Source organism: Bacteroidota bacterium (assembly GCA_016715945.1).
Classification (GTDB): domain Bacteria; phylum Bacteroidota; class Bacteroidia; order Bacteroidales; family F082; genus JALNZU01.
Window position 1 is genome coordinate 2,310,602 of sequence record JADJXJ010000001.1, and the last position, 13,992, is coordinate 2,324,593.

Sequence of the window (13,992 nt, forward strand, 5' to 3'; positions counted from 1 at the left end):
TCGTGGTGCATTTTGCAGGATGAATCACCGGGCAATCAACCCTTGTTCGCGCATGTATTCAGCAATTTGCACTGCATTGGTTGCAGCGCCCTTGCGCAGGTTGTCGGCCACAACCCACAGGTTGAGGCCCGAAGGTATGCTGAAATCGCGCCGGATGCGTCCCACAAAGGTCTCGTCGCGTCCTTCGGCAAACAAAGGCATGGGGTAAAGATTGAGCGAAGGATCGTCCTGCACCACCAGATTCGGCCAGGATGAGAGCAATTGCCTGACTTGTTCGAGCTCGAAAGGTTTTTCAAATTCGATGTTGACCGCGATGGAATGGCCACCTTTCACCGGAACCCTGACCACCGTGGCTGTGATGGCAATTTCGGGCGCCTCCATGATCTTACGCGTTTCGAAAACGAGCTTTTGTTCTTCGCTGGTATAACCGGTTTCGTCGAAGTCGCCCCCGTGCGGGATGAGGTTCATATGGATGGGATGCGGATAGGCCTTCGTTTCGGGTTGGCGCCCCTGCTGTTCTGCTTCGAGCTGGGCCACACCTTTGAGTCCGCTGCCCGAAACCGATTGATAGGTGCTGATTACCAATCGTTTGATATTATATGCCCGATGCAATGGGGCAAGTGCCATCACCATCTGTATGGTGGAGCAATTGGGGTTGGCAATGATTTTATGGCCGGCTTTGATGGCATGACCGTTTATTTCAGGGACAACAAGCGGTATGGCAGGGTCTTTGCGCCAGGCCGAGCTGTTGTCGATGACCACTATTCCGGCCTCGGCAAACAATGGTGCCAGGCGGAGCGAGGTGCCCGCACCGGCTGAAAACAGTGCAAGATCAGGCTTTTGCTCAAGCGCCCGGGTGTAATCCACTACCGTATATTGCTTTCCGGCAAAACTGAGCCGGCTTCCCACCGATTTCTCGGAAGCAACGGGAATGAGCATCTCTACCGGAAACTGCCGTGCTTCGAGCACTTTCAGCATTTCGCGCCCCACCATGCCGGTGGCCCCAACAACTGCTACTTTCATGAAGATCAGGCTAAAATTGAATACCTTTACCAGTCTGAAACGCTGCAAAAATAGAAAATTATGAAGCGAGTGTTATGGTTGTTCCTGTTCATGCCCCTCTGGCTCAGTGCACAGCTTTTCGATAATTTCGATGATGGTGACTTCACAAACAATCCTACATGGTCAGGTACAAGCACACGCTATACAGTGAACTCCGCTTTTCAGCTTCAGCTCAACGCCACCGAGGCAGGTAACGCATGGCTGAGCACCCCATACAATCATCCCGGTGGCGATGTGGAGTGGCGCTTCTGGATCAGGCTCAACTTTGCACCTTCGGGCAGTAACTTCAGCGATGTATATCTGGTGAGCAATCAGCCCGATCCCACCGGGCCGCTCAACGGATATTTTTTGAGGTTTGGCGAGGCCGGAAGCAGCGACGCCATTGAACTTTACCGCAAACAAGGCACCCAGACCACCCGCATCCTGCGCGGAGCTGAAGCCTTCATCGCCTCGGCTTTTGCCATTCACGTAAGGGTAACACGCTCAACTGCAGGCGAATGGAAACTATTTGCCGACCAAACCGGCCAGGGATTTTATCAGCTGCAAGCCACTGGAACCGACAATACCTTTGAGCCCGGAGGATATTTTGCCATCTACAGCCAGTACACCATCAGCAATGCCACCCGAATGTATTACGACGATATATACTTCGACCGTGAGTTTGTGGACACCACCCCACCTGAGCTGAGCTCGGCCACAGCGGTCAGTCCGTTTACCATCAGGGTGCAATTCAGCGAAGCAATAAAAACCGAAAGCCTCACCAATCCTCAAAATTACACTTTGGATCAGGGAATCGGAAACCCGGCCGAAGTGAATGTAAACAATCCTGCACAGGCCTTGCTGCAACTGGCTATGCCGCTCGACAACGGAAAAGTGTATCAACTGACTATCAGCAACATCGAGGATCTGGCAGGAAATATCATGCAAACGCTCACTGTTCCGGTAAGTTATTATGAAGCTGCCACAGGCGATGTTGTGATCAACGAAATCATGGCCGATCCCAGTCCGGTGGTTGGGCTGCCCGAAGTGGAGTTCATCGAACTTTACAACACCACTGCCGTACCTATCAACCTCGAAGGCTGGAAGCTTTATATCGGCACATCCGAACGTGTGATTGGTCAGGTGAATCTGGCTCCGGGCGGATTTCTTCTGCTTGGGCACCAGAACTCGGCCAGCCAGCTGGGTCAGTTTGGTGCGTTTTTCGGTTTCAGCAGCTTCCAGCTGGCCAATGCCGGAGCCTCGCTCAGCCTGATCAGCAACCAGGGCAACCTGATTTCGGCCGTCAGCTATACCGATGCCTGGTATGGCGACAACAAGAAAAAAGACGGCGGATGGACCCTGGAACAGATTGACCCCGGCAATCCCTGCGGTGGCCGCAGCAACTGGACAGCCAGCAACGACCCCAGCGGTGGCACGCCCGGCAGGCAAAACTCGGTCTATAATGTGCTGGATGCACGCCCAAAACCTGAATCCTTCCGGCTGATCGGCGACAACATCGTGCAGATCTGGTTCGACCAGGTGATGGACAACGCCAGCACAGGCTTAGCATCCAACTACCTGCTTCAACCAGGCAATGTGATACCCAACCAGGCCGCCACCAATCCTGCCGATCCACAATTTGTAGAGCTTGTTTTTAGCAACCCATTGCAAACCAATGTTTTATACAACCTTGAGATTCTCCCCTCCGTGATGAATTGTGCAGGTAAACCGGTGTTGCCTGGTACCCGACTACGCTTTGCAAGACCCTCACCGGCCGAAGCTGGGGATGTGGTGATCAACGAGGTGCTCTTCAATCCGCTTGCCGATGGGGTGGACTTTGTGGAGCTATTCAACAAAAGCGAAAAAATTGTCAATCTCGAGGAGTTGAGGCTAGGGGCTGTGCAGCAAACCATACCCAACCCGCCCGATACCACCCTTCGCGAGATAAGCGCAACCACCCGCATCCTGCTGCCAGGAGAGCTGGCATTGCTTTCAACTTCTACCCGTGCCGTCACAAGCCAGTATCCGGTGCAAGATACCGGACAGTTTGTCGAGATGGCTCAGTTTCCAACCTATCCCAACGAGTCGGGCACAGTGCTGCTGGCGACACGCACAGGCAAAGTGATCGACGTTTTTTCGTATCACGAAAAAATGCACCACCCCTTGCTGAAAATTGTCAAAGGAGTCTCGCTCGAGCGCATATCGCCCTTCCGCCCCAGCTCCGATCCAAACAACTGGCACTCCGCTTCGCAAGCGGCAGGTTTTGCCACACCCGGCTATACCAACTCAATGTATGTATCCGATTTGCCACAGGATCTTGATCTTGTTGTTGACCCCGAGATTTTTTCGCCCGATGGGGATGGGTATGCTGACCTGACCACCATCAGATGGAACTTTCCAAACGAGGGTAATGTGCTCAATATCAAAATCCTGAATGCCGAAGGTTTGCAGGTAAGGCATCTGGTAAAAAGTATGCTTACCGGACAAACTGGCGCTGTAAGCTGGAACGGGCTGGACGAACAAGGCCGGCGTTTGCCCCAGGGTATCTATATTGTGCTAACTGAAGCCTTTGCCATGGACGGAAGCCGTAAGCTCATTAAACGACCTGTAGTGCTGCACATTAAATAATTGCCTCTACTTCTGGCAGAATCTTCAGGGCATGAAGAAAGACCCTTACCGCTCAGCAAACTCAAAAAACACCAGCACACCCCGAAATTAATTACAAACCTGATAGACCTATCTGGCTGAAAAACTGCATTCCTATCAGATAATACCGGATATTTCCATCTTACTTCGGAGGACTAGAACCATGAATTTAGGTAATGCTATGCAGAAATTTTGGGCTCCATGCCACGAAATGCGATCAATCTGCATCTGATTATGAAAACTTTAACACCAAAGTATCCAAAAGTTTATTGTAGTTCACCCATTGTTTAACTTACATTTGTGGCCTGAAGTTCAATTTAGTAATCAACCAATTAAATCCTTATCAAATCATGAAAAAGTATCTTTTAATCTTTCTGGCGCTTACGTCCGTAGGTTTTTTCAGCTCGTGCGAAAAGCTGAAGAGTCTGGCCGATGTTGAATTTGACGCCGATTATGAAACCGAGCTGAATGTGGACATCCAACCTACTTTTAAGTCAGGTGTAGGGACATTCAACCAGACAATCACGATCGACCCGCTGACCAATGCTGACTTTCAGAAGTATAAAGACAAGATTAAGAACATCAGCATCAGTTCGGCGGAGATTACCATTACCCAGCTCGACCCTTCACCTATCGTTATTTCCGGCACACTCACGGCAAGCGCACCTAACCTTCCGTCTGCTTCGTGGAGCCTGAACAACGAAACCCTGACTGTGAACAAGGTGATCACCCTCGACAACAACAACCAACAGTTCGATAAATTGAAGGACATCTTCAATACCAAGAATCCTTTTGATGTGAACGTTCAGGGTCAGGCAAGCGTGCCGCAAGGTACTTTCAAATGCAAGGTGAAGTTCAAAACCAAGGTCAAAGCCAATCCCCTGAACTAAAATACCCCTTGATAAAAAGCAAAGAGAGGCTGCCTCACTTTTGAGGCAGCCTCTCTTTGTTTAATGAGCTTTATCAGGCTGGCATGTACTCGTTTGCGACAATTTCGGTGAGGCTGCGCATCTTGCCTTCGTTGTCTTTCCAGCGGTTGTTCACCAGTTTGCCCGAGATGGCTACCAGCTGTCCTTTTTTCAGTTGCTTACCCATGCGTTCGGCCAGTTTGCCCCAGGCTACAATCCGATGCCAGTGGGTGGTTTCGACGCGTTCGCCGCGCTCGTTGTAATAGTACTCGCTGGTGGCCAGGCTAAAGCGCAACATGCTGCGGTTGTTGCCCAAAGTTTTCAGGACGGGTTCGTTGCCGGTGCGGCCGATCAGTTGAACTGAATTGGTTAAAGTTGCCATGGTTTTCAAGTTTTGTGGGTTTGACATCAGTTAATTTGCATTCTGTTTTACACATTCCGGTCTTTTTTCTCGCCATTGCCAATGAGCATGAAATCGTTCACAGTGACCTCGGTGGTGTAGTGCTTTTGCCCATCTTTGTCCTGCCATTGGTTGTTGGTAAGCTTACCTGTGAGCGCCACGTGTGTACCTTTTTTCACCTGTTTTTCAATGCGCTCGGCCATCTTGCCCCAGGCTACAATGCGGTGCCATGTGGTATCTTCCACGCGCTCCCCTTTTTCGTTGGTGTAAAACTCATTGGTGGCCACGTTCAGGCGGACTACCTTGCCGCTGTTGCCAAAGGTGCGCACTTCCGGATCGTTTCCTGCGTGTCCGATCAGCTGAACAAAATTTCTCATCGTTGTCATGGTTTTCAAGTTTTAGGGTTTGACATTTTGTTGATGAACGATTGATGCAGCAAAGGTATATCCACCCATCAGCCTGAGTCGTATGTTATCCGGATAGATACGTATGTAAGCGTTTATAAACGTTTAAAAACGGATATATTATTGAATTACAATTATTTGATTATCATATCGTCGTATCTGTGTAATGCGTTGTCAAACGCAATCCTGCTTCCAGAGTCAGCCTCAATGAGCAAGCCTGTGTTTTTCTGCGACAGCGCTGCCAATGATGTGTAGTGAGGTATTATTTACCTTTGCAGTTCGAACTTCATAAACTACGATTACTATGGACGACATCCGACAGACTACGCTGCTGCGCAAGCCTGAATGGCTCAAGACCAAAGTGCCTGCAGGAAAAGAATATATTCAGGTGCGCGAAATAGTAGAAAACCACAAGCTGCACACCATATGTACCAGCGGCCATTGCCCCAACATGCATGAATGCTGGGGGCGTGGCACAGCCACTTTGATGATCCTCGGGAACATCTGCACCCGTTCGTGCGGCTTCTGCAACGTAAAAACCGGCAGGCCTTTACCGGCCGACTGGGAGGAGCCGGAGCGTGTGGCCCGTTCGGTGAAACTGATGAATCTGAAGCATGTGGTGATCACCTCGGTGGACCGCGACGACCTGAAAGACCGCGGAGCCGAAATCTGGGCCATGACCATCCGGGCCATCAAGCGCGAAAACCCCGGCACCACCATGGAAACCCTCATTCCGGATTTCGACGGACGCGAAGACCTCCTGCAACTGGTGTTCGATGCCGGGCCGGAAGTGATTTCGCACAATCTGGAGACCGTGCGTCGCATCACCCCCTGGGTGCGAAGCCGGGCCAAATACAACACCAGCCTCAAGGTGCTCGAGCTGGTGGTGAAAGCCGGTATCCGGGCCAAATCGGGCATCATGCTCGGACTGGGCGAAACGCGCGAGGAAGTGCTCGAAACCATGGACGACCTGCGAGGTGTTGGTGTACATGTGATGACCATCGGACAATATCTCCAGCCCACACGCAACCACCTGCCTGTGAAAGAGTTTGTAAAACCTGAGGTATTTGCCGAATATAAGCGTGAAGGCCTGGCACGCGGTTTCCGCCATGTGGAAAGCGGACCGATGGTGCGCAGCTCCTATCATGCCGAAAAGCATATCCTTTAATGACAAACATGTCACCAATCGCATTCGAAGATCTGGGAACCGCCGACTACAAGCAGGTTTGGGATTATCAGGAAAAAATATTCTCGAACTTGTTCGAAAACGCAGATCAGGACAGCCGGTCGGCCGGAACCTTGCTTTTTGTGGAACACCCCCATGTGTACACCCTGGGCAAAAGCGGCAATGCAGCCAACCTGCTTGTGAACGAAGACTTTCTGCGATCGAAGGGTGCCGCATTTTACCGCACCAACCGCGGGGGCGACATCACCTACCACGGTCCGGGACAACTGGTCGGCTATCCGATTCTAAACCTCAGTGTATTTGGCATTGGGGTGCGCGAGTATGTGCACCGGCTCGAAGAAACCATCATCCGCACACTAGAAGTCTATGGGATCGAGGCTTCCAGGCTGGAAGGCGCCTCAGGGGTGTGGCTTGATCCGCACACTCCCGGTAAAGCTCGAAAAATTTGCGCCATCGGGGTGAGGGCCAGCAAAAATATCACCATGCATGGCTTTGCATTTAACGTGAACACCGACCTGCGATTTTTCGATTATATCAACCCTTGTGGTTTTACCGACAAAGGTGTGACCTCAATGCAGAAAGAGCTTGGATTTTCACCTGATTTTGAGGAAGTTAAACAAAAGGTGCTAAGCTCGTTTTTTCAAATTTTTCAGGCAACCGTTCAGCCGGCAACGCACCCAACGATCAGGCAGTTGCTTTAGGTTTGAACAAGGCAAGCCCCAGCAAAGTGGCTCCCATGAGTAAAAACGGCAGGTGCAAGGGCGGATAAAATATCTGCAACAGCATCATCTGCATGGTAATCCAGCCCCCAGGAAGAATTCCCTGTGCAGCAACAAGTCCGCGGGCTATCGGGTGTCGGAACAAAACAGCAGCAAGGGTCAGCAAGCCGAACAATCCGTTGACAGCAAACAATACCACACCAGGCCAGAAATAGTCGGTGAACGGACTTTTTTCGAGGTAACTGAGCGGCATTTGCAACCTCTGGCCTGTTGGGTCGGCAATCAGGCTGAGGCCACCATAAAATGCACCGGTGGAATTAATTACAAGTATGGCGATAATCAGGGTTTTGAATAATTTATTGGCCATGATGTAATTGTTCTGGTGACTGATTTCAGAACGCTATTAATGACACGCGAAAACACGGGAAGTTGCTGTGGGGGAAAATATCAAAACCTGAATCCACCTGCCAGCTCGAAGTACTTTTTGAAACACTGGTAGGTAATTCTGGCATCCTCGAGGGCATTGTGTGTGCTCTCGGAGCGCTGCAGCCCGAACATACCGGCCACGGCATCGAGGCTATAAGATTTTGGGCGACTGCGGCCGTTGCGGTCGTAAATGTGATAGAACAAAATGGTCAGGCTGACCAGGTCGAGGATACGCCGGGCAAAAGGCCACTCCAGATTGAGTTCGTCGTATTTGTATTCCAGAAAGTTCACATCGTTCATCACACTTTGTCCGCAAAGCACCACATCGGTGAGCGATTCGCCCTGCCGGCGCCTGAGTGTTTTTCGCAGCCACAGTTCCATGGCTTCCAGCGCTTCGTAGCTCGAGGGGGCATCCTGGAGGTCGTCGAGTGCAATGCCGTGCACTGCTTCGGCATAGCTGTTGAATGTTTCTTCATTATCAGGATAAACCAGGGTTTCGAATTCGCCTAAGGGCTGCCAGTTTTCGCCGGCCAGCACCGCTCCAATTTGAATGATATCGTGGTATCCGGCTTTGTGACCCGACATTTCCAGATCGATGACAAGGTAGTACATAAGTTATTTGTTTTGTCTTGCAAAATTATTCCACTATTCCATTAACTTGCCAGAGTGGTAACTTCGCTGCCCAAGGTTTGCTTCCCAAAACTGTTGGTTTACTTTTGGCAAGGAACATTTTGTTTTTATTGATTGTTGAATACCTGCAACATAGATAAGAGATGAATCAAAAAACGCTCATAAGGGTATTGGCCCTGCTCGTCATGGCCGGGCTGCTGGTCTGGTTTGTGCTGCCCCGCAAAAAGCAAGCCGGAAAGGCAGATATAGCTCAGCAGCAACGCGGTACAGCGCTACCCGTAACTGCGTACATTGCCAGGGTAATGCCAGTGAACGATGTAGTTGTTGCCACCGGTACGGTGATGCCCGACGAGATGGTTGAATTGGCATCGGAGGTGCCGGGGCGCATTGTTGGTATTCATTTCACTGAAGGACAACCTGTTAAAAAAGGGCAGTTGCTGGTGAGCCTGAACAATGCCGATCTGCTCGCACAACAGGAACGCAACATGCACCAGCTCAGGCTGGCCGAAGAACGCGAACGCCGGCAAAAGGTGTTGCTCGAAAGCGAGGGCATCAGCCAGCAAGCCTACGAACAGACCCTGACCGAGCTCAACAGCCTGAAAGCTGAGGCCTCCCTCTTGCAGGCCCAACTGGACAAAACCCTGATCAAGGCACCCTTCGACGGCCTTGCCGGCTTGCGGTTGCTGAGCGAAGGCGCCTATGTTTCGCCCGGCACCAGGCTGGTCAAAATTGTGCGTACCAGGCCGGTCAAAATCGACTTTAGCGTGCCTGAACGCTATGCCCAGTACGTGCGCACCGGCACACCGGTGCAATTCACGGTTGAGGGCAATGAAAAAGTTTTCAGTGCCAGTGTATATGCCACCGAATCCATGGTGGATCAGCGAAACCGTTCGCTCATGGCCAGGGCAAGGTTTGCGAATCCCAATGGCGAAGTGCTTCCAGGAATGTTTGCCCGGGTTGAGCTTTCGGCCAATGGTCTGGTGGAAGCCCTTCAGATTCCGGCAAGGGCCATCATCCCCGAAATGGGCACAAGCAAGGTGTTTGTGTATCGCAATGGCAAGGCATACCCGGAAGTTATCGTACCCGGCCTGCGCACAGCCTCCAAGGTGCAGGTGCTCAGCGGCCTGAACGAAAACGACACGGTCATCACCTCAGGCCTGCTTCAACTCAGGCCAGGTATGGATGTTCAACTCAAATCGGTGGAGCAGCCATGAGCCTTTCGTCAGTGAGTATCCGCCGGCCAGTGCTGGCCTCGGTGATGTCGATCCTGATTATCATCTTTGGCGTCATCGGTATGCTAAACCTGGGCGTCAGGGAATATCCCTCTGTGGATCCGCCTGTGATCACTGTTTCCACCAATTATGTGGGCGCCAATGCCGATGTGATTGAATCGCAGATCACCGAACCATTGGAAGAGTCGATCAACGGCATTGATGGCATACGGACAATCAGCTCGGTGAGCCGCGATGGACGCAGCACCATTACGGTGGAGTTCGACCTTTCGGTGGACCTTGAGACTGCTGCCAACGATGTGCGCGACCGGGTTTCGCGGGCATTGGGACAACTTCCCCCCGATGCTGACCCGCCAATTGTAGCCAAAGCCGATGCCGACGCCACTCCCATTGTGTTTTTGAACATCAAAAGCGAGCAACGCTCGTTGCTCGAGCTCACCGAAATTGCCGAGCGTACGTTCAAAGAAGCCTTGCAAACCATACCCGGGGTGAGCGCCATCAACATCTGGGGAGCGAAGCAATACAGCATGAGGCTCTGGCTCGATCCGTCACGGCTGGCAGCCTATGGCCTCAGCCCCATCGATGTGCGCAATGCCCTGGCACGCGAAAACCTGGAACTGCCCAGCGGTCGCATCGAAGGCACTGAAGTTGAGCTCACTGTGCGTACGCTTAGCCGCCTGGAAACCCCTGAACAATTCAACAACCTGATCATCCGCGAATCGGAAGCCGGAATTGTGAGGTTGCGCGATGTGGGCCGTGCCGAACTCGGACCACTCAACGAACGCACCATCCTGCGGCGCGACGGCGTGCCCATGGTGGGCAATGTGATCATCCCCCAGCCCGGATCGAATCACATCAGCATAGCCGACGAGTTCTACAAGCGCCTCGAAACCATTAAAAAAGACCTGCCCGAGGACATTGAGCTTGGCATTGGATTCGACACCACCACCTACATCCGCGATGCCATCAACGAGGTGGAACAAACCATCTACCTGGCATTTGCGCTGGTAGTGCTGGTTATCTTTTTCTTTCTCCGCGACTGGCGCACCTCGCTCATTCCTGTGGTTGTCATTCCTATTTCGCTCATCGGGGCATTCTTTGTGATGTATGTTGCCGGTTTTTCCATCAATGTGCTTACAATGCTCGGCCTGGTGCTTGCCATTGGTCTGGTGGTGGACGACGCCATTGTGGTAATCGAAAACATCTATGCCAAGATTGAAAAAGGCATGCCCCCTGTGGAGGCTGCCACCCAGGGTGCAGCCGAGATTTTTTTCGCCGTCATCGCCACCACCGTGGCGCTGGCCACAGTTTTTTTGCCCGTCATTTTTCTCGAAGGCCTCACCGGAAGGCTGTTTCGCGAATTTGGGGTGGTACTGGCCGGATCGGTCATTATCAGTTCATTTGTAGCCCTCACCCTGACGCCCATGCTCTCTTCGCGTCTGCTCAGGCGAGAGGAAAAGCACAACTGGTTATACACCCGCACAGAACCATTCTTCAATAAAATCAATACGCTTTATTCCAATAGTTTAGCTTCGTTCCTGCGGCGTCCGTGGCTGGCATTTGTCATCTTGCTGGTTTCGGGCTTGCTGATTTATTTCGCCGGACGGCAATTGCCCTCAGAGCTGGCGCCTATGGAAGACCGTTCGGGTATGATGGCATTTGCCACCGCGCCTGAGGGTGCCACTTTTGAGTTCATGGAAGCTTTTGTACAGGATTTGATTGAGGTGGTTCAGCGCGAGGTGCCGGAGCTCTATTCGCTGGTTACCATAACCTCGCCTGGTTTTGGGGCGGCAAGCTCCGTCAATTCGGCTTTTGCGCGCATCCGGCTGGTCGATCCGGATCAGCGCCAGCGATCGCAGCAGGAAATTGCCTCCCATCTGGGCAGGCAACTGTCGCAACTTACTCAGGTGCGCACTTTCATCACTCAGGAGCAGAGCATCTCCACCCAGCGTGGCGGATTGCCCGTGCAATACGTGATTCAGGCACGAAACATCGAGAAACTCCGCGAGGTGCTGCCTGCCTTTATGCAGGAAGTATCCCGCAGTCCGGTATTTCAGTTCTCGGACCTTAACCTGAAGTTCAACAAGCCTGAAATACAGATCAGTATAAATCGCGAAAAAGCCCGCAGCATGGGTGTGTCGGCTCAGGATGTGGCCCAGACCCTCTCGACCGCGCTCAGTGGTCAGCGATACGGATTTTTCATCATGAACGGCAAGCAGTATCAGGTGGTTGGCCAACTCGACCGGCAGTACCGCATGCAGCCCTCCGATCTGGATCAGCTCTATGTGAAGAACAACGCTGGCGAGCTTGTTCAACTCTCGAACCTGGTGGAGATTGCCGAGCAGATCAATCCCCCTGCCCTGTACCGATACAACCGCTATGTTTCGGCCACCGTTTCGGCCAGTCCGGCTCAGGGACGCACCCTGGGTGAGGGCATAGCCGAGATGGACCGGATTGCGGGCATGTTGCTCGACGACACTTACAGCACAGCACTGGCCGGGGTGAGCAAAGATTTTGCGGAGAGCTCGTCGAGCCTGGTGTTTGCTTTCATGCTGGCGCTTGTGCTGATTTATCTGGTGCTGGCAGCCCAATTCGAGAGCTTTCGCGATCCGCTCATCATCATGTTCACTGTGCCACTGGCCCTGGCCGGCGCTGTATTGAGCCTCTGGGTTTTCGGCAACACCCTGAACATATTCAGCCAGATAGGCATCATCATGCTCATCGGACTGGTCACCAAAAACGGTATCCTCATTGTGGAATTTGCCAACCAGCGCAAGGCTGCGGGCCTGAGCCGCCACGAAGCCATACACGACGCCGCCGTGGCCCGGTTCCGCCCCATCCTGATGACCAGCCTTTCGACCATCCTTGGCGCCCTGCCCATTGCGCTGGCCATAGGCGCCGGCTCGGGCAGCAGGGTCTCAATGGGGATAGCCATCATCGGCGGGCTGACGCTGGCCACCGTGTTCACACTTTTCGTGATACCTTCCATGTACCTCTACATCTCCGAAAAAACCAAGGCCGTATCGAATGTGGCCGAACTTATGCAAACCCAAACCGAAGCAGAGGAGGCGCCATGAAAAGAATTCTGATTGTCGCACTGTTTGCGTTCGTTTGGTTCAACTGTGGTGCACAAGAGTTGTTGCGGCCTGAGGACGCCCTGCGCATCGGGCTGGAGCACAACTTTGGTATTCAGCTGGTACGCAACGAGCGCGTGATGGCCGAAAACAACGCCACGGCAGGCAATGCCGGCATGTTGCCACGTATCAGCCTGACCAGCAACCAAAACTTCAGTGTCAACGACAGCCGCCAGGAATTTCTGACCGGCCAGGTTAACGAACGCAACAACGCCAGGTCGCAGGTATTCAACTACGGCGCCCAGCTCAACTGGACCATCTTCGACGGATTCCGCATGTTCAGGCGACTCGACCAGCTCCGCCTGCTCGAAGACAAAGCCGAATTGCAGGAGCTTCTGGCCGTTGAGCAAACCATTCAATCAATCTACAATCAATATTACAGCCTTGTTTTGCTGGAAAAAAAACGCAAGGTGCAGGAGCAAAGCCTTCGCCTGAGCAACGAGCGCGTGCGGCTTGCCACCACGCGTCTCGAAAGTGGCAGCGGGTCGAGGCTTGAGTTGCTGCAGGCTCAGGTGGACCGCAATGCCGACAGCAGTGCATTGTACGACCTCAACAACCAGCTGGTGAAAGCGCGTATGATGTTGAATCACACCCTTGGGCGCAATCCGCAAACCGGTTTTTCGGTGATCGACAGCATCCCGCACGGTGCCTTGCCTGCCAACGATATCCTGGTGCAGCGCCTGAGCCGTTATAACACCCTTTTGCAGCTTGCCTCACAGGATGAACAAATGGCCATGCTGAGCATCAGGGAGTTGCGCGCAAGATTTTATCCGGAAATTTCGGCCACCGCAGGCTATAACTACCTCAACCAGCAAAGCGAAGCCGGCTTCCTGCTCCGCAACAATACGTCAGGATTCACCTATGGGTTGTCGGCCAGTTGGAATGTTTTCAATGGCATGAACCTCCGTCGCGACATCAGCAACTATCACATCCTGGCCAAAAACAGTGAGCTGCGCAAAGCTTCGCTCGAGAACGAACTGAATACCAACCTCTTGTCGATGATTCAGCAATACCAAAGCAAGCAAAGCCAGTTGGTGCTCGAGCAACAAAACTCCCTTGCGGCCAACGAAACACTCCGTCTGGCCGAGCAACGTTACCGCATTGGCGACCTTTCGGGCATCGAATACCGCGAAGCCCAGCGCAATCAGCTGAATGCAGCCGTGAGGTTGCTCCAGACACAACAGGAAGCGCTCCTGCTCGAAACGGCAATCAGGCAAATGACCGGATTGCTGAATGCCGAATAACTAACCGGAATGACGGTTGTTG

General features: G+C 52.5%; 12 protein-coding genes. 7 read left to right on the plus strand and 5 right to left on the minus strand.

Annotation, left to right across the window (positions count from 1 at the left end; genetic code table 11):
* Positions 1-24: 24 nt before the first annotated feature.
* Positions 25-1,023 carry an aspartate-semialdehyde dehydrogenase gene (locus IPM52_09070; protein MBK9291761.1) on the minus strand — a complete coding sequence of 333 codons (999 nt, stop codon included), beginning with the start codon at positions 1,021-1,023 and terminating at the stop codon, positions 25-27.
* Between the two features lie 60 nt (positions 1,024-1,083).
* On the opposite strand from IPM52_09070, the gene IPM52_09075 reads away from it, so the two are divergent.
* Together IPM52_09075 and IPM52_09080 are read left to right on the plus strand one after the other, a co-directional pair.
* Positions 1,084-3,669 carry a lamin tail domain-containing protein gene (locus tag IPM52_09075; GenBank protein ID MBK9291762.1) on the plus strand — a complete coding sequence of 862 codons (2,586 nt, stop codon included), beginning with the start codon at positions 1,084-1,086 and terminating at the stop codon, positions 3,667-3,669.
* Between the two features lie 368 nt (positions 3,670-4,037).
* Complete coding sequence (locus IPM52_09080; GenBank protein ID MBK9291763.1) at positions 4,038-4,577, plus strand: hypothetical protein; 540 nt, start codon at positions 4,038-4,040, stop codon at positions 4,575-4,577.
* A gap of 73 nt (positions 4,578-4,650) precedes the next feature.
* On the opposite strand, the gene IPM52_09085 is transcribed toward IPM52_09080, so the two are convergent.
* Together IPM52_09085 and ssb are read right to left on the minus strand one after the other, a co-directional pair.
* Positions 4,651-4,977, minus strand: a complete 327-nt coding sequence (locus tag IPM52_09085; protein ID MBK9291764.1) for a single-stranded DNA-binding protein — start codon at positions 4,975-4,977, stop codon at positions 4,651-4,653.
* Positions 4,978-5,024: 47 nt separating this feature from the next.
* Complete coding sequence (gene ssb, locus IPM52_09090) at positions 5,025-5,381, minus strand: single-stranded DNA-binding protein (protein ID MBK9291765.1); 357 nt, start codon at positions 5,379-5,381, stop codon at positions 5,025-5,027.
* 322 nt (positions 5,382-5,703) lie between these two features.
* Between ssb and lipA the strand changes: the two genes are divergently transcribed.
* Both lipA and lipB read left to right on the plus strand, forming a co-directional pair.
* Positions 5,704-6,567, plus strand: a complete 864-nt coding sequence (lipA, locus tag IPM52_09095) for a lipoyl synthase (GenBank protein MBK9291766.1) — start codon at positions 5,704-5,706, stop codon at positions 6,565-6,567.
* Positions 6,567-7,286, plus strand: a complete 720-nt coding sequence (gene lipB / locus IPM52_09100) for a lipoyl(octanoyl) transferase LipB (protein MBK9291767.1) — start codon at positions 6,567-6,569, stop codon at positions 7,284-7,286. Before lipA ends, lipB begins: the two co-directional genes overlap by 1 nt.
* Here the strand turns inward: lipB and IPM52_09105 are convergent.
* Positions 7,270-7,671, minus strand: coding sequence for a hypothetical protein (locus IPM52_09105; protein MBK9291768.1), 402 nt, complete (start codon positions 7,669-7,671; stop codon positions 7,270-7,272). The genes lipB and IPM52_09105 overlap by 17 nt on opposite strands.
* A gap of 80 nt (positions 7,672-7,751) precedes the next feature.
* Entirely contained in the window at positions 7,752-8,342 is a 591-nt protein-coding gene (locus tag IPM52_09110) for a 3'-5' exonuclease (GenBank protein ID MBK9291769.1), read from the minus strand.
* A 161-nt stretch (positions 8,343-8,503) separates the two neighbouring features.
* On the opposite strand from IPM52_09110, the gene IPM52_09115 reads away from it, so the two are divergent.
* Genes IPM52_09115 through IPM52_09125 form a run of 3 tightly spaced genes read left to right on the plus strand, consistent with a single transcriptional unit; the run spans position 8,504 to position 13,970 of the window.
* Complete coding sequence (locus IPM52_09115; protein ID MBK9291770.1) at positions 8,504-9,574, plus strand: efflux RND transporter periplasmic adaptor subunit; 1,071 nt, start codon at positions 8,504-8,506, stop codon at positions 9,572-9,574.
* Positions 9,571-12,669: an efflux RND transporter permease subunit gene (locus tag IPM52_09120; protein MBK9291771.1), complete on the plus strand. Its 3,099-nt coding sequence runs from the start codon at positions 9,571-9,573 to the stop codon at positions 12,667-12,669. Before IPM52_09115 ends, IPM52_09120 begins: the two co-directional genes overlap by 4 nt.
* The gene (locus tag IPM52_09125) at positions 12,666-13,970 is read left to right on the plus strand and encodes a TolC family protein (GenBank protein ID MBK9291772.1); all 1,305 of its coding nucleotides are present in this window, start codon (positions 12,666-12,668) and stop codon (positions 13,968-13,970) included. The genes IPM52_09120 and IPM52_09125 overlap by 4 nt, the downstream gene beginning before the upstream one ends.
* The last annotated feature ends 22 nt before the right edge of the window (positions 13,971-13,992 follow it).